The organism is Nocardia altamirensis NBRC 108246 (genome assembly GCF_001612685.1).
GTDB classification, from domain to species: domain Bacteria; phylum Actinomycetota; class Actinomycetes; order Mycobacteriales; family Mycobacteriaceae; genus Nocardia; species Nocardia altamirensis.
In genome coordinates, this window is sequence record NZ_BDAY01000010.1 from 113,670 (window position 1) to 132,361 (window position 18,692).

Below are 18,692 nucleotides of genomic sequence, written 5' to 3' on the forward strand. Positions count from 1 at the left end.
AGTGAAGGTTTCGGCCGGTTAGAGCTACTCCGAGGGGTCTCGGCGCATTCGCTGGCGACAACGGGCTGCGGCTAGCCCGCACCTGGCGATACGCCCGCGAGCGCGGAGACGGCCTCGGCAAGCCGGTTGCCGTCGGGGAGTGCACCGTTCGGCGCGATCACCCACAGCACGCCGAGGCCCTGGACGAGGACGAAGTACATCTGGGCGATCGACTCGGCCTGTTCGATGGTGAGTTCCGGATGCGTTTCCCGCAGGGCCGCACCCATTTCGCGGTAGATGGTCGGCAGCGCGTCGGTGAAGAAGTTCTTCGACTCCGGTGAGCGGGCGACGCGCACCAGGTTCTCCATGCTCGCGACCATGCTGTCACGGTTCTCCGCGAAGACCCGCGGCATCGCATTCCACAGCTCGGTGAACCCGGTGATCAGCGGGGTGCCGCCGGAATCGCGGATCATCGCCTCCATGCTGTCGCCGATCGCATTGCCGAGCGCGTCGGCGAGCGCCTCGGTGATCAGCTGTTCCTTGGAGCCGAAGTGGTATCCGATCGCGGCGAGGCTGACGCCGGCGGCGGCCGCGATGTCACGGGCCGTGGTCTTGGCCACGCCCCGCTCCACGATCGCTTTGCGCGCACCCGCCAGCAGATCTTCTCGGTTTCCCATCCGGCCAGGTTACAACGTTGTCAGACATTTGTGCCAGACGCCTGCGCTAACCGTTGCCCGACGCAACGACCGCGCCGACGCTGCGCCGCGCCGACGGCGCTAATCTCGTCAGATGCGGCAAAAGATCATCATGGACGTCGATACCGGGATCGACGACTCCCTCGCGCTGCTCTACCTGCTCGCCTCGCCGGAGGCCGAGATCATCGGAATCGCCTCGACCGCGGGCAATGTGGACGCGCCGCGGGTCGCCGCGAACAATCTCGCCTGGCTCGATGTGTGCCGCGCCCCCGAGATCGAGGTGACGCTCGGAGCCGCTGGGCCGCTGGCGATTCCGTTGCGCACCACCGAGGACACGCACGGCCCGCACGGCGTCGGCTACGCCGAGCTGCCCGCGTCGACCCGAACGCTCTCGGCCCGGTCCGCCGCACAGATGTGGGTCGAGCTGGTGCGGGCACACCCCGGCGAGATCGTCGGACTGTGCACCGGCCCGCTCACCAATCTCGCGCTGGCGCTGCGGCTGGAACCCGCGCTGCCGACTCTGCTGCGCCGCTTGGTGATCATGGGCGGTGCGTTCAATCATCCCGGCAACACCACGCCGACCAACGAGTGGAACGTGCACGTGGACCCGGAAGCGGCCAAGGAGGTCTTCGACGCGTTCTCCGCCGCGCCGCAGGACCGCCGCCCGATCGTGTGCGCGCTCGACATCACCGAGACCATCGAGATGCACCCGAAGCACCTGGCCCAGTTGGCCGAGCGCGCCGGAAGCCTTCCCGTCGAGTCGGTTTCGGCTGCCGATCCGCCCGAGGCCAGGTCCGCCGCGAGCAATCCGATCATCCGGCACGTCACCGACGCGGTGCGGTTCTACTTCGACTTCCACCAGCTCTACAACCTCGGCTACCTCGCGCACATGCACGATCCGTTCGCGGCGGCGGTCGCGCTCGACCCCGCCCTCGCGGTGACCCGCCCGGCGACGGTCGACGTCGAGCTCAGCGGAACCTTGACGCGCGCGACCACCGTCGCCGACTGGGCGGGCATGTGGGGCCGGGAACCCAACGCCGACATCGTGATCGGCACCGACCAGGAGTTGTTCTTCGACCGGTTGATCGCCCGCGTCGGCGACCTCGCCCGGTCGGTGTACCCGCCGGAGAGAAACACCGATGCCTGACGAAAACTACCTTCCTGACCTCCGCGACCGACTCGGCGTGCCCGGAATCATCGATGTACACACGCATTTCATGCCGGACTCGGTCATGCAAAAGGTGTGGGCCTACTTCGATTCGGCGGGCCCGCTGGTCGGGCGCACCTGGCCGATCGCCTACCGGGCGGACGAGCAGGTCAGGTTGAAGACACTGCGCGGCTTCGGTGTTCGCGCCTTCACCGCCCTGGTGTACCCGCACAAGCCGGAGATGGCGGCCTGGCTCAACGAGTGGACCGCCGAATTCGCCGAGCGCACACCGGATTGCCTGCACACCGCGACCTTCTTCCCCGAACCGTCGGCCGCGGACTACGTCAGGGCTGCCATCGAAAAGGGCGCCCGAGTCTTCAAGGTACATGTGCAGGTCGGTCGCTTCGACCCCCGCGACCCGCTACTCGATCCGGTCTGGTGCCTGCTCGAAGACGCCGCGATCCCAGTGGTCATCCACTGCGGATCCGGCCTGGTCCCAGGTGAATACACCGGACCTGGCCCTATCACCCCGGTACTGCAACGCTTCCCGCGCCTCCGCCTGATCATCGCGCACATGGGCATGCCGGACTACTCCGACTTCCTCGACCTGGCCGACCAGTACGCCGACCTCCGGCTGGACACGACCATGGTGTGGACCGACTTCACCGAATCCCAAACCCCTTTCCCCACTACCGAACTCACCCGGCTCCGCGATGTCGGCGACCGCATCCTGTTCGGCAGCGACTTCCCGAACATCCCCTACCCCTACGAGCATTCGATCCAAGTACTCGAACAGCTCAACCTAGGCGATGACTGGCTCCGTCGCGTCTGCTACCAAAACGCAGCAGAACTTTTCGCGATCACATAACCCAAACCGCATTGACCCGAGGCGTGGCAAAGAGCGGAAGAGACTCCCCGGCTCTACGGTCTCCTGTAAGTACGGCATCTCGGTGTATGCACCGGATTAGCGTGGTGACGTCGCCTGCCGTACCCGGCTGACCTCCGCAGTCGATCACGCGACCTCTCGTCCCAGCCGGGTCATCTGGCTATGGTCCAGTCTCGAGAGCTTTCAAGATCAAAGAAGTCGAACTCTCGCTACCGTCCACCGGCCATACCGAGATCCGCACTCCTTCTCGCGGCCGCCCCCGAGGATCCACAGACCTTCCGTACGGTTCACAAGAGTTCTACGCCTTGCGAACCGTACGGAACCCGTGTGGATGCCCAGAAAGGGTGCCCATGATCCCGGAATGTGGGATCCAAGGGGTGGTTTCGGGTCGAGGGGGTAATGGTGCAGGTGGCTTCTCGGGCGATGCCTGCACCATTACCTCGTGATCAATCGACCAACTCCGGAACGAGTGCGGAGAGGGTCAGGCTGCGGCTACGGTGAATCTGGTGCGGGGGTGTGCGGGGGTTTCGGCCTCGTCGAGTAGGGCGACTGCGAGGTCTTCCATGGAGATGGTTGAGGTGCCGTCGGGGGCGGTGAGCAGGTCGTCGGTGCCCGAGCGGTAGGTGCCGGTGCGGGTGCCTGGCACGAGCAGGGCGGGTGGGCTCAGGTAGGTCCAGTCTGCGGTCGTTTCCGCGCGGTACAGCGCGAGCTGTGCTGCGCAGGCGAGGGCGATGGGGCGCAATTCTGCTGGGAAGTCCGGGGTTTCGTGCAGGGTGAGGCCGTCGGTGTCCGGGACGTTCAGTGTTGCCGCGCCGCCGACGGCGAGCAGCCGAACGCCGGTGTGTGCCAACGCCTTCAGCAGCACCGAGGTGACTGCGGGCAGTTCGTGCTCCTGACCTGCTGGCGGGCGGGTCGCGGTGATCACGAGATCCTTTCCGGTACTGAGGTTTACCACGTCGTCGAGGTTGGCGGCATCGCCGACGCGCACTTCAGCCGCGGCGGGCACCGCGGCCGCGCGGGCCGGATCGCGGACCACCGCGACGACCTCGTGGCCGCGCGCCAGCGCTTCGGCCACCACTCCGCTGCCCACGTCGCCTGTCGCGCCGAACACCGTGATACGCATGATTTGTCTCCTCCGGACACCTTCTTGGTTACTTAGCCCTAAGCAACATAGCTTAGTGCTGAGCAATTCCGGGCATGAGGTATCTCACCGTTGAGGTATTCGATAGAGTGCGGGAGTGACCGATCACGTCGACCGAGTGCTTGCCCAATGGCAGGCGCAGCGCCCCGACCTGGACGTCTCCCCCATGGCCGTGCTCGGACGGCTGACCAGGCTGTCTCAACTCGTCGGCACCGAACTGCGCAAAACCTTCGCCACGCACAATCTCGACGCCGCCTCCTTCGATGTGCTGGCGACCCTGCGGCGGAGCGACCCGCCGCACTGCCTGACCCCGACCGAGCTGATGCATTCGGCCATGGTCACGTCCGGCGCGATCACCCAGCGCCTGGATCGCCTCGAGGAACGCGGCCTGGTCACCCGGTCGCGCAGCGAATCCGACGGCCGCGGCGTTCGGGTGGCGCTCACCGAGGCCGGTCTCGCCCTCATCGACGCGGCGCTGCCCGACCACGTCGCCACCGAGGAACGCCTGCTCGCGAAGCTCACCCCCGCCGACCGCGAGCAGCTCGCAGGCAATCTACGCACCATGCTCGAATCCCTGGGCGACTCAACCTGATTGGCAGTCAGGCCGCCGGGCGGGCGGCTAGGCCGCGGATGTAGTTGACCCGCTGCTCGGTGTCGAGGACCTGACGGCGGTCGCTGATCGGCACCTGGGTGGCGTAATAGAAATCCGGCCCCTGCACGCTGACCTGGACAAAGCCCTGGATGACTTCTTCGCGGACGGCCAGGAACAGCAGGCCGAGCAGGCAGGCGAGCATGAGCAGAACCGCGAGCACGATCGCGTACGACGGGATGCGCTGACTCACCGTGGTCTGGTTGGTCAGGATCCAGGTGGTGCCCGCCAACGGATGCGCACCGGAGGGCGTCAGCACCCGGGTTGCCGTGCAACCGATGTCGCCGACGGTCACGAGCACCGACTCCGGGACGTTCGACGCAGGAAACGCGATCACCTGAGGCGGCGGTTCCGGTCCGGCAGGCCGATGCGACCGAACCGGATGCGGTTCAGGCGTCCAGTGATTCACGTCATCGGTCATCGACCACACCTCCTTCGAGCTACGGAGGGAACGAGCCCTCCGTATCACGTCGGCCGGCGAGTCCTCGGCAACCGCGTCGTCGCCAGGCGGGAACCTTCAGGAAAGGAACCTTCCGCTGAGGAACCTTCGAGCCTACTCCGCGTCAACGGCGGTCGACAACTAGCAGACCAGCGGCAAACCTTCCGGATCACCTGCGTTTCATATCATCCGCCCAGTTGAAGCCATCCAGCCGGGGAAACAAAGCGGCGACCGCGCAACTGCACCAGCGGCTCTGGCGACTTGCCAGTTGCCCTGCCCTGCCCTGATCAGAGCGCCGCAACGACGATCAGTCCGCGAGATCGATCCTGACAGTCAACAGATTCGTACCGAGGGCACGGACCACCGCACTGTTCATCCTCGGCAGCGTGCGCAGCCGGGCGATCGGGTCGTCCTGCGGCATCGGATGCGCGGTGCCGTGATGCCACTGCCCGTTGAGGCGAATCCGAACGGCAGAGTCCGCCATCAGGTTTCGCACGTAATCGGACTGGTCGCCATGATTCGAAACCAGCCAGAATTGCCGCCCCACCTGTTTGCCGCCCACCGGTGTGCGTCGCGGCTGACCGGACTTGCGCCCGGTGGTCTCCAACAGGACCTGCCCCGGCGTCCGAGTGCTGATCGGATTGGCGAGGCGACGGTGGAAGAACCGGTCGAGCCGCATGCGCCAGCTGTTCGATGCCATGTCGGTCATACTCGCCGCGAACCACGCCGAGTGCAACTTACAGACCGTCGATCACCAATCGGCCCGTCGATCACCAATCGGCTCAGCGTCCGTCGAAGGCGCGCAGCAGTTCTTCGGCGGCCAGCGCCGCGGTGAGCGTGCCGTCGCGAACCTGCTTTTCCACTGTTGCCCGAATGGCTTTCACGTTCGGGTTGTCAGCCAGGCGGCGCAGCAGCTGGTCGTGCACCATCGTCCAGGTCCAGTCGATCTGCTGCCTGCGGCGCTTCTCGTCGAACTCCCCGGCATCGGTGAGCACCCGGCGATGTTCCAGGACGGTGTCCCAGAACTTGTCCAGCCCAATGCCTTCCAGCCCACTCATGGTCAACACCGGTGGCCGCCACAGTGCGTCGTGCGGATGGATGAGCCGCAGCGCACCGCTGAGTTCGCGCGCCGCCGACTTGGCTTCCAGCTCATGCTTGCCGTCGGCCTTGTTGACCGCGACCAGATCGGCGAGCTCCAGCACGCCTTTCTTGATGCCCTGCAACTGATCTCCGGTGCGGGCCAACGCCAGGAAGCAGAAGACGTCCACCATGTTGGCGACGGTCACCTCGGACTGCCCGACGCCGACCGTCTCCACCAGGATCACGTCATAGCCTGCGGCCTCGAGCAGCACGATGGTCTCGCGCGTCGCCTTGGCGACCCCGCCGAGGGTGCCCGCGGTGGGCGAGGGCCGGATGTATGCGTTGCGCTCCACCGAAAGTCGCGCCATCCGGGTCTTGTCGCCGAGGATCGACCCGCCGGTCCTGGTGGACGACGGATCGACCGCGAGCACCGCGACCCGGTGCCCCTTGCCGATCAGGTCCATCCCGAGCGCATCGATGAACGTCGACTTGCCGACACCCGGAACACCGGTGATACCAACACGATTGGACACCGTGGCAGTCGCCGAGCTCTGCTTGTCCGGCGTCAGCCCGAGCAACAACCGCTGTGCGAGATCCCGATGATCCGCGCGCGTCGATTCGACCAGCGTGATCGCCCGCGCCAGCGCCGCGCGCTCCCCCGCCCTGACCGCCTGCGCCAGCGCGTCGACATCGATCACCCTGCCCCGCCGCGCAGGCCGAGGACCCGCGTCGGCGGCGGCAGTGCCATTGCCCTCACTCATTCGGCCCCTGCGGAGTCCTCGTCGCCCGCGTGGCCGAGTTCGGTCGCGAGCTTCTTCAGCAGGTCGATCGCGGCGTCGGCGATCACGGTGCCCGGCGGGAAGATCGCCGCAGCGCCCGCCTCGTACAGCGCGTCGAAGTCACCGGGCGGGATGACCCCGCCGACGATGACCATGATGTCCGGTCGCCCGGCATCGGCCAGTGCCTGCCGCAGCGCGGGCACCAGCGTGAGGTGGCCTGCCGCCAGCGACGACACCCCGACGACGTGCACGTCGTTGTCGGCCGCCTGCTGCGCCACCTCCTCGGGGGTCTGGAACAGCGGGCCCACGTCGACGTCGAAGCCGAGGTCGGCAAAGGCGGTGGCGATCACCTTCTGGCCGCGGTCGTGGCCGTCCTGGCCCATCTTGGCGACCAGGATGCGCGGACGACGGCCTTCCGCCTCGGCGAACTCCTCGACCAGCTCGCTCGCCTTGGTGATGTTGGTGACCTTGCCTGCCTCGTCCCGGTACACACCCGAGAGGGTACGGATCTCGGCCTGGTGCCTGCCGTATACGCGCTCCAGCGCGTCGGAGATCTCACCGACGGTGGCCTTGGCACGGGCCGCGTCGATGGCGAGCGCGAGCAGGTTGTTCGCCATGCCGCCCTCGGACGACGCTGCCGCCCTTGACAATTCGGCGAGCGCGCGCTCGACCTCACCCGCGTCGCGTTCCGCACGCAGCTGGCGCAGCTTCTCGATCTGCTCGACTCGCACCCTGGAGTTCTCGACCTTGAGGACCTCGACCTCCTGGTCCTCCTCGACCTGATACTTGTTCACGCCGATCACCGGCTGCTGGCCGGTGTCGATGCGCGCCTGGGTGCGTGCGGCCGCCTCCTCGATGCGCAGCTTCGGAATGCCCTCGCCGATGGCCTGTGCCATGCCGCCGTGCGCCTCCACCTCGGCGATGTGGGCGCGGGCGCGGTTGGCCAGCTGATGGGTCAGCCACTCGACGTAGTAGGAACCGCCCCACGGGTCGATCGGCCGGGTGGTGTTGGATTCCTGCTGGATGAGCAGCTGGGTGTTGCGCGCGATGCGGGCGGAGAAGTCGGTCGGCAGGGCGAGCGCTTCGTCGAGCGCGTTGGTGTGCAGCGACTGGGTGTGGCCCTGGGTCGCGGCCATTGCCTCCAAGCAGGTGCGTGCGACGTTGTTGTAGGCGTCCTGCGCGGTCAGCGACCAGCCCGACGTCTGCGAATGCGTGCGCAGCGACAGCGATTTCGCGCTCTTCGGGTTGAACTGCGCGACCAGTTCGCTCCACAGCAGCCGCCCGGCGCGCAGCTTGGCCACCTCCATGAAGAAGTTCATGCCGATGGCCCAGAAGAACGACAGTCGCGGCGCGAACTTGTCCACCGGCATGCCCGCGTCGATGCCTGCGCGCAGGTACTCCACGCCGTCGGCGAGGGTGTAGGCCAGTTCGAGGTCGGCAGTCGCCCCGGCTTCCTGAATGTGGTAGCCGGAGATGGAGATCGAGTTGAACTTCGGCATCTTGGCGCTGGTGTAGGCGAAGATGTCGGAGATGATCCGCATCGAAGGCTTGGGCGGGTAGATGTAGGTGTTGCGGACCATGAACTCTTTCAGAATGTCGTTCTGAATGGTTCCGGCCAGCTGCTCCGGCGTGACGCCCTGTTCTTCTGCCGCAACGACATACAGCGCGAGGATCGGCAGCACCGCGCCGTTCATCGTCATCGAAACGCTGACCTGATCGAGCGGGATGTGGTCGAACAGCTGGCGCATGTCGAGGATGGAGTCGATGGCGACGCCCGCCATGCCGACGTCACCCTGCACGCGCGGATGGTCCGAGTCGTAGCCGCGGTGCGTCGCCAGGTCGAACGCGACCGACAAACCCTTCTGACCCGCCTGCAAGTTGCGGCGGTAGAAGGCATTCGAGTCGGCGGCGGTGGAGAAGCCCGCGTACTGGCGGATGGTCCACGGCTGGTTGACGTACATCGTCGGGTACGGACCGCGCACGAACGGCGCGATGCCCGGCACGCTGTCGAGCGGATACCCCTCGGCGGCAACCGCATCCCGGTCGGCCTTGGTGAATACCGGTGCCACGTCGATGCCTTCGGGCGTCGACCACTTCAGCTGCTCTGGCGCATAGTGATTGGCGGCGGCCGCCGTGCGGACGTAGGCATCGACTTGTGCAGTGTCGACGGCGGCGGGCTCCGGCGCCCGCTCGGTCAGCGGCACCTCGGCGAAACTGCCGATCAGATGCTGGATGTCGCCCGGTTTGCGGGCGTGGCTCAGTGTCATCAGGCTCCCACCTTCTCCAGCAGTCCGGATAGTGCGGCGACCGCGTCGATCTTGGCCGCCAGGAATCCGTCCGGTCGTTGCGACTCGCTCAGTCCGGCGACCGCTTTCGCGGCACCGGCGAGCAGCACCGTCGTCACGCCGGCGGCGCGCAACTGCTCCACCGCCGCACCGGCTTCGGTGCCGTATCTGGTGTCCGCGCCGCAGAGCACGGCGATCGGCGCGCCCGCTTCGGCTGCGGCCGTGGCGATTCCGTCCACCGCCAGCGGGCCAGGGTTGATCGACTCGATGCCGCCGGAGGCGAGCAGGTTCGCGATGAAGGTCACCCGCACGTTGTGTTCGGCGACCGAGCCGAGCGGCACCAGTAGCGCTTTCGGGCGCACACCGTGCTCGGCCAGGTAGGCGTCGGAGCGGTTGCGCAGCTCCTCGAATGCCGCGCCGTAGCGTGCCACCCGACCGGGCTGCCGTGCCGCCTCCGACAGCGGCTTCTCGGCGAGATTGGGGAACTCGTTCACACCGGTGACCGCTGTCTTGCGGTGCGCGACATCGGCATCGCGGGCCGCCTTGGTCGCGGCGATGCGCTCGGCGAGCAGTCCGGCATCGAGCGCGGCCGGGTAGCCGCCCGCCGCCTCGATCTCCTGCATGAACTCCCACGCCTTGGCGGCCAGCGCCGCGGTGAGATCCTCGACGTACCAGGAGCCCGCGCCGGGGTCCTGCACGAAGCCGAGGTGCGATTCCTCGAGCAGCAGCAGCTGAGTGTTGCGAGCCATGCGGTCCGAGAACGACTTCGACACCCCGAGCTCGCCCGCGGGCAGTGCGGAATCGAACGGCAGCACGGTGACGGTGTCCGCCCCGCCGACGCCTGCGCCGAACGCGGCGAGGGTGGTGCGCAGCAGGTTCACCCATGGGTCACGCTGGGACATCATCGCCGCCGAGGTGACCGCTTGCTGCGGCGCACCACCGAAGTCCGGCGCCCCGAGGACGTGCGCGACGCGGGCCCACAGCTGGCGTGCGGCACGGAATTTCGCGACCGTGGCGAACTGGTCGTCGGTGGCGGCGAACCGGAAGTTCAGCTGCTCCAATGCGTCCGCGATGTCCAGGTGCTCGCTGAGGGCGCGCAGGTAGGCCAGGCCTGCCGCGACGGCGGCGCCGAGTTCCTGCGCATCGGAGGCGCCTGCATCGTGAAAGACGGTGCCGTCCACGGTGATCGCGCGGACCGTCTCGGCCCGCTCGGCCGCGTTGGCGGCCAACGCCACGGTCTCCGTGAGTCCGAGATCGGAGATACCGGCGAACCGGCTGGTGAGCGGCGCGGCGCCGAGCTCGACCTGAATCTCCTTGCGGGAACCCACCTCATAGCCGTCGAGCACCTCGAACACCTGCGCAGCTGCGGCGGCCGCCGCAGTGCCTGCGTCGATGGTCAGCGGCGCGAGCTCGAACAGCAGCCCCGACAACGCGGTTGGCAAATCCGCCACCGGCACACCGCGTTCCCCGGCACCGAGCCAGAGTGCGCTGATGCCGTTGCCGAGCGCGGCCAGGATTTCCCGGTTCACCTCGGCCGCATCTGCACCACCGAAGTGGGCGCTCACGTACCACCCGCGGTGCACATCCCTGGTGGCATCGCGGCCGCGGACGAACGGGAAGGCGCCGGGCAGCGGCTGCTCGGGCAGCTCGTCGCGGCGGGTGTAGAGCGGGGCAACGGTCAGCCCGTCGTAAGTCTTCTCATCGAGCAGGTGCTCCGGTTCCTCGGGCAACTCGGTGACCTCGACCCGCCGGACCTTCGCGAGCACCCCGGCCACGCCCTTGCGCCACGCGGAGAACTCAGGAACCGGACCCGCGTCTGTGGGTCGCTCCGCAGGCTCCGCTCCCGCGCCGGGCTCTGAAGCAATCGGCATAGCTTGCTTTCCCTCTTCCCCTCGACCGACGGCGCACTCGTCGCGTGCGCCGAAACCGCCGTATTCGCCCAGTTCAGCGCCCACTTTGGTTAACGAGGATTCGTCCCGTTTCCTCTGATGCTAGCGCCAACTGCCGGATGGGTTCTCCTCCAGTACCACTACCACCCGGTAATCTTGCGCCGGTGACCAGGCAGCTCCGTGATCCCCGCGTACTCGCGCTGCTGGTCGGCGTGGTCGTGCTGTTCGGTGCCGCACTGCTGGTCCCGCTGCCAAGTCCGCAACAGATCCAGGATTGGGCGGGCACGGTCGGCCCGATCTTTCCGCTGCTGTTCTTTGTGGTGCACGCGCTCGTGACGGTCGCGCCGATCCCGCGCACCGTGTTCACCGTCAGTGCCGGACTGCTGTTCGGGCCGGTGCTCGGCATCGCGCTCGCGGTGGGTGCCACGACGGTCAGTGCCGCGCTCGCCATCCTGCTGATCCGCGCGCTGGACCGGGAGCGCGTGGCCGCGCGGCTGACGCATCCGGCCGTGCGCGCGGTCGACGATCGCCTGCGGCGGCGCGGCTGGCTCGCCGTCGGGTCGCTGCGGCTGATCGCTGCGGTCCCGTTCTCGGTGCTCAACTACTGCTGCGGGCTGTCCTCGATCCGCTTCTGGCCGTACATGGCCGCGACCCTGCTCGGCGTGCTGCCGGGCACCATCGGCACCGTTATCCTCGGTGACGCGCTCACCGGCACCACCCATCCTGCGCTGCTGGTGTTCTCTGGTGTGCTGATCGGCGTCGGGTTGCTGGGTCTGGTCGTGGACGCGCGCTGGAAAGACACCGCCGAAACACCGGAGCCGGAACCGGTTTCGGTGCTCGAGACACCGCGGGCGCGCTGAGCCGGATCGGCGTCAGTCCACCGTCAACTCGATCGGCACCGCGATCACGTCGACCATCGCACCGTTGCGTAGCACCGTCACGGGCAGTTTCTTGCCGATCGCGTCGGAGAACAGCTGACGTTGAATGCCTTGCGCATCACGGACTTCCGCTCGCGCAACACTCAGCACCAGATCGCCGCGCCGCAATCCGGCCTCCTCGGCAGGGCCGCCGCGCACCACCTCCATGATGCGCACCCCGCCCGCCTGGCCGGTGCGGGACGCGACATGCGCGGGCAGCGGCGCGGGCATGCCGACCAGGCCGAGGTAGGCGCGGCGCACCCGGCCTTCGGAGTGCAGCGTGCCGATGATGCGCCGGGTCGTCGTGTTGATCGGAATCGCTAGGCCGAGACCGATACCCGCGACCGCGGTGTTGATCCCGACCACCCGTCCTGACGAATCCGACAGTGCTCCACCGGAATTGCCGGGATTGAGCGCGGCGTCGGTTTGGATCACGTCCTCGATCACCCGGCCCGCCCGGCGCGAGGCGACCGGAACGGCGCGACCGAGCGCACTGACCACGCCGGCGGTCACCGAGCCGGCGAGCCCGAGCGGGCTGCCGACCGCGACCACCAACTGACCGACGACCAACTGATCCGCGTCGCCGAGCGTCACCGCCCCCGGCGCGCCGCTGCGGGAACGCAACACCGCGAGATCCGACAGCGGATCGACTCCGACCACGTCGAATCGGGACTCCACCCCGTCGGCGAACACCACCTCGCCACCGCTGGCCGATCCGATGACGTGCGCGTTGGTCAGCAGGAAGCCGTCGTCGGTGAACACCACCGCCGAGCCGCTGCCTCGCCTGGTCCGCACGCTGGCGACGTGCGGCGTGACCGACGCGGCCACCGAGATCACAGTGCGGGAGTAGGCATCCATCGCCGCATCGTCGTCCACGCTGACCACCAACCCATTCCAGCCTCGAACCAGCCCCTCCAGCATGCCCGCACTCGGCGCCGTGTGCACTGTGTTCACCGCAGGCGCAACAGGACTGCGCGGTCACCGCAGTTCCTGCAGCAAGATCCGGGCGGCCCGAACATCTGCGCGGCCTGCGCGCGCGGACTGGTCTGCGGCGCAATGGATTCGCCACGCACTTGCCGAAACGAGTGCCGCAGCACTGTTGTCGGCACCGTCTCAGACGGTATCGTACTAGTAGTACCGCATACTGACGGTACGGAGCTCAATGAGGTGCGAGATGACCGAATACCGTGTGCAAACCAGGGCACGCACAACCGGATATCCACGGGCCAGGCGGATCAGATTCCGATTCGGCGACCCGGAGCCCATGGCCAAGTACTTCGCGGGCGGCGACATGGTGTTCAGCCACTTCATCGCCGGACTCTCGGCGGCCTTCCCGCCGGGCGAGGAATCGTTCATCCGATCGGTGCGCCGGTTCGCCGACCAGATCGGCGATCCGGAGCTGAAGAAGCGCGTCACCGGATTCATCGGCCAGGAGGCCACGCACGGCCACCACCATCGCCAGCTCAACGAGAAACTCGCCGAAATGGGCTACCCCATCGAGTGGTACGACTCGCCCGCCGCGATCGAACGGTCCAAACGGATCGAGGAGCGACTGCCCGCCCTGCTGCACCTGGCGGCAACGGCGGCCGCCGAGCACTACACGGCGGTGCTGGCCGAACGGACCCTGGCCAAGCCCGAAGTCCAGGCGCTCGCAGGCGATCCCGAAGTGCGAAACCTCATGAACTGGCACGCCTTCGAGGAGCTCGAGCACAAGTCGGTGGCCTTCGACCTGTACCGCGCGATGGACGGGACGGAGGCGATGCGGATCCTGACGATGGCGACACTGCTCGCGCTCACCCTCCCGCTCACCGCCGTCGGCCTGACCGTCTCACTCAGCCGAGATCCTGACGCCCGGCGCTATCCGCTCAGCCTGGCCAAGGAGATGGTCACGCTGTTCCGCGGACCGATCTTCCGCGGCATCGGCCGCGAGCTGGCGCTGTATCTGCGGCCGGGGTTCCATCCCGACGACATCGAGACCACCGAGCTGTTGGAGCGCTGGCGCGCAGAGCTTTTCGGGAACGACGGCGATCTGGTCGATCACCTGAAATAGGTCAGCGCAGCCAGCCTTTTCGCTTGATGTAGGCCAACGGGATGACCGCGGCAACCAAGGTCATCAATGTGGTCGCCAAAAAGCCGTGCTGCCATTCGAGTTCGGGCATCCAAGTGAAGTTCATGCCGTAAAAGGTGGCGATCAACGTGGGCGGCAAGAAGACCGCGGTGATGATGGTGAACACCTTCACGATCTGATTCTGCTTGACGTCCAGCCAAGTCATCACCGACTGCTGCAGGTAGCGGACCTTGTCGTGTTCGAAGCCCGCATGCTGTTTCACCCCGTCGATGTCGGCGATGAGGATGGCGATCAGGCTCTCCAGCTCGGCGCTGTGCACGGTGATATCGGCCATCAGATGCCGTGCGGCACGGGCTAATTGGAGCTGGGTCTCCTGGGTGCGCGAGACGATCTCCTCGGCCGCGTTCATCCGCGACATGGTGCCGCGCATGTCCGCGACGCCGATCTCACGGCCGCGCTGGTCGTGGCCCATCGTCGCCATCTCGATTTCGTCGTTCATCGCCTCCAGCGCGTCGCTGGCGTAGTAGATGACCCGCTCGGAGGCCTCGTTCAAGGCCCACAGCAGCGCGTACATCACGCCGTGCGCGGAGCCGGTGAGAGCGGGGTTCCTGCGCATCTTCGCGATGGCCTTGTCGAACGGGATGAAGTGCTCGTCCGGTTGCAGCGTCACCAGGAATTCGGCGCCGAGCGCGAACACGATCGTCTCGCGTTCGATCGCGTCGCCCTGCTTGTAGTTGGCGACGACCGGCAGGTAGAGGAAGTTGTCGGTCTCCCAGACCCGCTGCTTGGCCGCGGCGAAGTCGACGCCGAGCCGCTCGCGCAGCACGGCGGCGGTATCGGCGTCGGCGGCCGCCAGGGGAATCCAATGTTGTTGCAGGACTTCGGTATCGAACCGATCACCGGTCACGGCACTGCTGACGGAAGGCATCCGCTACCGCCCGTTGGAGTGGGCAGGCGACACCGACGACGAGCCGACCGGGCCCTGCGGGTGCACATAGTGCATCGTCAGCAGTCCGGCACTGATCAGCAGGTAGAGACCGATGGTGAACCAGATCGCCTGGCGCTCCAGATTCGGTGCACGGTGCGGTGTTTCACCCCTCTTGAACATGATCGCCATGGCGGAGCTCCAATACTCGGTAGTGAAAGTCAAAGCGTCTAACGGAAAGTGCGCCCGCCTGCACGGGCCTGGCGTCCGAACGCGGACAGCAAGTGGCCGCGACCGGACCTCGGCACGGCCGTCCACGGACGATCGCACCGAGCACAGGCCGACGGCACGCGCCGACCTATCGGGTCGAAAAGAATGCTGGAATCGGTGCCGCGTCAGGCGATCGCCGGGCCATCCACCTCGGCCGCGCGTCGCGTGGGCAGATCAACGACGAACCGGCACAACCTGTTTCGCCAGGGCGGTCCGGCTAGAGACGTCGATACTGTCAACCGGCATCAGCCGCTCACCCCGCTTCGTTGGTTGCTCATCCACGCAGAAATTGCGCACCCATCATTAGAAACCCGCTGCCGCACATACGTCAATCAGTTGCGCAAGTATTCGACAGCGTGTCACGCTACCGACAGGTTGGAGGCGACGTGACCGAGCACAGCGAACCGGGTCTCATCCCGGCGGCTCAACTACATGACGCGGCAGCGGTTTTCGGCATGCTCGCGGCCACCGCCCGGTTGCAGATCCTCTGGCTGCTCAGTCAGGGTGAACGCGACGTCGGCACGCTGGCCACCGACATCGGCCAAACCGTGCCTGCGGTCAGCCAGCATCTCGCCAAACTCCGACTGGCCGGTTTGGTCCACGTCCGCAAAGTGGGCCGACGCAATGTCTACACCATCGCCGATCCCGGCGTCGCCGACATCGTCCGCCTCGCCGTCCGTCACCACCGCCGCCGCGGCGGGGCACTGCCCGGTCAGGCCGACTGAGCGACGAGGTCGCCTCGCTGCGGCCGATTCGCCACCGCGAGCTGCCCTGTTGCGCCCGACCATCCCCACTGCTGGCCTGCGACCGAGCAGCCGTACCTTATCCGCCGGGCTGCCCGCTTGCACCCGCGTGACCAAACCGACTGAGAGGAATATCGCTCCTGCTCAGGTCGCCGGTTCGGTTCCGTCTAGGTAGCGTGACCTGGTCTGACCCGTTAGTGATCCAGAAGGGAGCGGTGATGAACCCGTTCTCTGCCAGAAATGCCGGAGTTGCCGCGTTAGCGGTGGTCGCCTTGGCGACCGGCTGCGCAAGCAACGACATGCCCGAGGCCGCGCCCGCCGCCACCCGCACCCCGTTCGCCGACTGCGCGCCGCTGTCCACCGACCAGATCATCGAGGCCGTGCACGCCGACAGCCTCGTCGCGCACCGCACCCCGCAGGCCTGCCTGTGGGACGCGCAGATCGGCACCGGCGACGCGGGCATCAGCTTCTCCTTCTCCGCCGACGAGTCGCTGCAGCAGCTGTGGGACCGGGCCAGGGCGAACGGCTTCCAGACCGAGCACATGATCATCACCCAGCACGCGCTCGGCACGGTGACCGCGACCGCGTTCTACATCCGCAACCCGCACGACCCCGACGACTGCGCCGTGGCCGCCGCATCCAACGGTTCCATCACCTGGCGCGTGCAGAACCGCTCGCGCCCCGCGGCCGTCGACCCGTGCGCGGCCGCGCTGCAGCTGGCCACGATGATGGTCGATCTCTCCCCCTAGCCGGCCGCCTCAGAACAGGAAGTAGCGCTGCGCCATCGGCAGCTCGGTGGCCGGCTGCTCGGCCCAGACTTCGCCGTCGATGCGCACGGTGAAGGTGTCCGGGTCGACCTCGATGCGCGGCATCGCATCGTTGTGCGGCATGTCGGTCTTGGTCCGATCCCGCACGTTCTTGACCGGCGCCAGCGTCCGACGGACCCGCAGCCGCTCGGCGAGCCCGTCCTCGATCGCCTGCTCGGACACGAAATGCAGCGAGGTCGCCGCCGCGACCAAGGGTGCCGCACCGAACATCGGACGCGGCAACACCGGCTGCGGCGTCGGGATCGACGCGTTCGCATCGCCCATCGCCGCCCACGCGATCGCGCCGCCCTTGAGCACCGCATGCGGCCGGACACCGAAAAACGCGGGCTCCCACAGCACCAGGTCCGCGAGCTTGCCGACCGTCACCGAGCCGATCTCGTGATCGAGGCCGTGCGCCACCGCCGGGCAGATGGTGTATTTGGCGATGTAGCGCTGCACCCGCGCGTTGTCGGCGGCGCCGTCGCCGGGCAGCGCACCACGGCGGCGCTTCATCACGTGCGCGGTCTGCCAGGTCCGCATGACCACCTCGCCGATGCGTCCCATCGCCTGGGAGTCGCTGCCGATCATCGAGATCGCGCCGAGGTCGTGCAGCAGATCCTCGGCCGCGATGGTGGACGGGCGAATCCGGCTCTCCGCGAAGGCGAGATCCTCGGGGATGGACGCGCTCAGATGGTGACACACCATGAGCATGTCGAGGTGCTCGTCGAGGGTGTTGACGGTATGCGGGCGGGTCGGGTTGGTCGAACTGGGCAGCACGTTGAGATGCGCTGCGACGGTGATGATGTCGGGCGCGTGCCCGCCGCCTGCCCCCTCGGTGTGATACGCGTGGATGCCGCGGCCCGCGATGGCGCCGAGGGTGTCCTCGACGAAACCCGCCTCGTTCAGCGTGTCCGAGTGCAACGCCACCTGCACACCCGCGGCTTCGGCGACGGTGAGGCACGCGTCGATCGCGGCGGGCGTGGAGCCCCAGTCCTCGTGCAGCTTGAAACCCGCTGCGCCGCCACGCAATTGCTCCCACATCGCCTCGGCGTTGACCGTGTTGCCCTTGCCGAGCAAGACGATGTTCATCGGCCAGCCGTCGGTAGCCTCCAGCATCCTGGCCAGATGCCACGCGCCCGGCGTCACCGTGGTCGCCTTGCTGCCCTCGGCGGGCCCGGTGCCGCCGCCGATCAGCGTGGTGATGCCCCCGCCGAGCGCCTCGTCCATCAGCTGCGGGCAGATGAAATGCACGTGACAGTCGATGGCGCCCGCAGTGAGGATGCGCCCGTTACCCGCGATGATCTCGGTGGACGGACCGACCACCAGGTCGGGGTGCACCCCGCTCATCGTGTCGGGGTTGCCCGCCTTCCCGATGCCGCAGATCCGGCCGTCCCGAATGCCGACGTCGGCCTTGATGACGCCCCAGTGGTCGACGATCACCGCGCCGGTGATCACGGTGTCCGGCGCACCGTCGGCACGGGTGGCCCTGGACTGCCCCATCGATTCGCGCAGCACCTTGCCGCCGCCGAAGACGGCCTCGTCGCCCGCGAGTCCCGGTCCGCCGCTGCGGTCTTCGGTGATCTCGATGAGCAGATCGGTGTCGGCCAGGCGAATTCGGTCGCCGGTGGTCGGCCCGAACAGTTCGGCGTAGCGGGCGCGGCTCAGTCCGGTCATGGCTGCTCTCCGTCCAACTGCCCCGGCGGCGTCAGGCTGATGCCGTGCACCTCACGCGTTCCGCCGAGCGGGACCAGCGAAACCCGCTGGCCGAGGCCGGGTTCGAAACGCACCGCGGTGCCTGCCGGGATATCGAGGCGGTGGCCGTGCGCGGCCACCCTGTCGAAGCGCAGCGCGGCGTTGGCCTGCGGGAAATGCACATGGCTGCCGACCTGCACCGGCCGGTCTCCGGTGTTGACCACGTCGAGTTCGAGCCGCGGCGCACCCGCGTTGAGCTCGATAGTGCCTTCGGCACAGAAGTATTCACCCGGAATCATGGC

At 67.5% G+C, this 18,692-nt stretch carries 19 protein-coding genes; 7 read left to right on the forward strand and 12 right to left on the reverse strand.

Features of this window, described 5'->3' with window-relative positions:
* Nucleotides 1-71: 71 nt before the first annotated feature.
* On the reverse strand, nucleotides 72-656 hold the full coding sequence (locus tag NA11_RS06765) for a TetR family transcriptional regulator (RefSeq protein ID WP_069160892.1): 585 nt from the start codon (nucleotides 654-656) through the stop codon (nucleotides 72-74).
* A gap of 112 nt (nucleotides 657-768) precedes the next feature.
* On the opposite strand from NA11_RS06765, the gene NA11_RS06770 reads away from it, so the two are divergent.
* Entirely contained in the window at nucleotides 769-1,821 is a 1,053-nt protein-coding gene (locus NA11_RS06770) for a nucleoside hydrolase (RefSeq protein WP_069160893.1), read from the forward strand.
* Complete coding sequence (locus tag NA11_RS06775) at nucleotides 1,814-2,689, forward strand: amidohydrolase family protein (RefSeq protein WP_069160894.1); 876 nt, start codon at nucleotides 1,814-1,816, stop codon at nucleotides 2,687-2,689. The genes NA11_RS06770 and NA11_RS06775 overlap by 8 nt, the downstream gene beginning before the upstream one ends.
* Before the next feature lie 499 nt (nucleotides 2,690-3,188).
* On the opposite strand, the gene NA11_RS06780 is transcribed toward NA11_RS06775, so the two are convergent.
* Complete coding sequence (locus tag NA11_RS06780) at nucleotides 3,189-3,830, reverse strand: NAD(P)-dependent oxidoreductase (RefSeq protein ID WP_069160895.1); 642 nt, start codon at nucleotides 3,828-3,830, stop codon at nucleotides 3,189-3,191.
* 115 nt (nucleotides 3,831-3,945) lie between these two features.
* Between NA11_RS06780 and NA11_RS06785 the strand changes: the two genes are divergently transcribed.
* Entirely contained in the window at nucleotides 3,946-4,440 is a 495-nt protein-coding gene (locus tag NA11_RS06785) for a MarR family winged helix-turn-helix transcriptional regulator (RefSeq protein ID WP_069160896.1), read from the forward strand.
* Between the two features lie 7 nt (nucleotides 4,441-4,447).
* Here the strand turns inward: NA11_RS06785 and NA11_RS06790 are convergent, their stop codons facing one another.
* From NA11_RS06790 to NA11_RS06810, 5 genes are all read right to left on the reverse strand, one after another.
* Nucleotides 4,448-4,918: a hypothetical protein gene (locus NA11_RS06790; RefSeq protein ID WP_084654239.1), complete on the reverse strand. Its 471-nt coding sequence runs from the start codon at nucleotides 4,916-4,918 to the stop codon at nucleotides 4,448-4,450.
* A 325-nt stretch (nucleotides 4,919-5,243) separates the two neighbouring features.
* The gene (locus NA11_RS06795; protein WP_084654279.1) at nucleotides 5,244-5,636 is read right to left on the reverse strand and encodes a nitroreductase/quinone reductase family protein; all 393 of its coding nucleotides are present in this window, start codon (nucleotides 5,634-5,636) and stop codon (nucleotides 5,244-5,246) included.
* Nucleotides 5,637-5,718: 82 nt separating this feature from the next.
* Nucleotides 5,719-6,777 (reverse strand): methylmalonyl Co-A mutase-associated GTPase MeaB, encoded by a 1,059-nt coding sequence (meaB, locus tag NA11_RS06800; protein ID WP_069160897.1) that lies wholly within the window; start codon nucleotides 6,775-6,777, stop codon nucleotides 5,719-5,721.
* Nucleotides 6,774-9,062 (reverse strand): methylmalonyl-CoA mutase, encoded by a 2,289-nt coding sequence (gene scpA, locus NA11_RS06805; protein WP_069160898.1) that lies wholly within the window; start codon nucleotides 9,060-9,062, stop codon nucleotides 6,774-6,776. Before scpA ends, meaB begins: the two co-directional genes overlap by 4 nt.
* On the reverse strand, nucleotides 9,062-10,951 hold the full coding sequence (locus NA11_RS06810; RefSeq protein WP_084654241.1) for a methylmalonyl-CoA mutase family protein: 1,890 nt from the start codon (nucleotides 10,949-10,951) through the stop codon (nucleotides 9,062-9,064). The genes scpA and NA11_RS06810 overlap by 1 nt, the downstream gene beginning before the upstream one ends.
* 182 nt (nucleotides 10,952-11,133) lie before the next feature.
* Between NA11_RS06810 and NA11_RS06815 the strand changes: the two genes are divergently transcribed.
* Nucleotides 11,134-11,829, forward strand: coding sequence for a TVP38/TMEM64 family protein (locus NA11_RS06815; protein ID WP_167837585.1), 696 nt, complete (start codon nucleotides 11,134-11,136; stop codon nucleotides 11,827-11,829).
* 12 nt (nucleotides 11,830-11,841) lie between these two features.
* On the opposite strand, the gene NA11_RS06820 is transcribed toward NA11_RS06815, so the two are convergent.
* Nucleotides 11,842-12,744 (reverse strand): S1C family serine protease, encoded by a 903-nt coding sequence (locus NA11_RS06820; protein WP_218023254.1) that lies wholly within the window; start codon nucleotides 12,742-12,744, stop codon nucleotides 11,842-11,844.
* Between the two features lie 316 nt (nucleotides 12,745-13,060).
* On the opposite strand from NA11_RS06820, the gene NA11_RS06825 reads away from it, so the two are divergent.
* Complete coding sequence (locus NA11_RS06825; RefSeq protein ID WP_069160902.1) at nucleotides 13,061-13,936, forward strand: metal-dependent hydrolase; 876 nt, start codon at nucleotides 13,061-13,063, stop codon at nucleotides 13,934-13,936.
* 1 nt (nucleotide 13,937) lies between these two features.
* On the opposite strand, the gene NA11_RS43760 is transcribed toward NA11_RS06825, so the two are convergent.
* On the reverse strand, nucleotides 13,938-14,882 hold the full coding sequence (locus NA11_RS43760; protein ID WP_084654243.1) for a CorA family divalent cation transporter: 945 nt from the start codon (nucleotides 14,880-14,882) through the stop codon (nucleotides 13,938-13,940).
* A 3-nt stretch (nucleotides 14,883-14,885) separates the two neighbouring features.
* Complete coding sequence (locus NA11_RS45515) at nucleotides 14,886-15,062, reverse strand: hypothetical protein (RefSeq protein WP_167837586.1); 177 nt, start codon at nucleotides 15,060-15,062, stop codon at nucleotides 14,886-14,888.
* 473 nt (nucleotides 15,063-15,535) lie between these two features.
* Between NA11_RS45515 and NA11_RS06845 the strand changes: the two genes are divergently transcribed.
* Nucleotides 15,536-15,874 (forward strand): ArsR/SmtB family transcription factor, encoded by a 339-nt coding sequence (locus NA11_RS06845; RefSeq protein ID WP_069160905.1) that lies wholly within the window; start codon nucleotides 15,536-15,538, stop codon nucleotides 15,872-15,874.
* A gap of 236 nt (nucleotides 15,875-16,110) precedes the next feature.
* Nucleotides 16,111-16,641 (forward strand): DUF3558 family protein, encoded by a 531-nt coding sequence (locus tag NA11_RS06850; protein ID WP_084654245.1) that lies wholly within the window; start codon nucleotides 16,111-16,113, stop codon nucleotides 16,639-16,641.
* Between the two features lie 9 nt (nucleotides 16,642-16,650).
* Here NA11_RS06850 and NA11_RS06855 read toward each other — a convergent pair whose 3' ends face one another.
* On the reverse strand, nucleotides 16,651-18,372 hold the full coding sequence (locus NA11_RS06855) for an urease subunit alpha (protein ID WP_069160907.1): 1,722 nt from the start codon (nucleotides 18,370-18,372) through the stop codon (nucleotides 16,651-16,653).
* A complete protein-coding gene (locus NA11_RS06860) occupies nucleotides 18,369-18,689 on the reverse strand; it encodes an urease subunit beta (protein ID WP_069160908.1) in 321 nt (106 codons plus the stop codon). Before NA11_RS06860 ends, NA11_RS06855 begins: the two co-directional genes overlap by 4 nt.
* Nucleotides 18,690-18,692 lie beyond the last annotated feature (3 nt).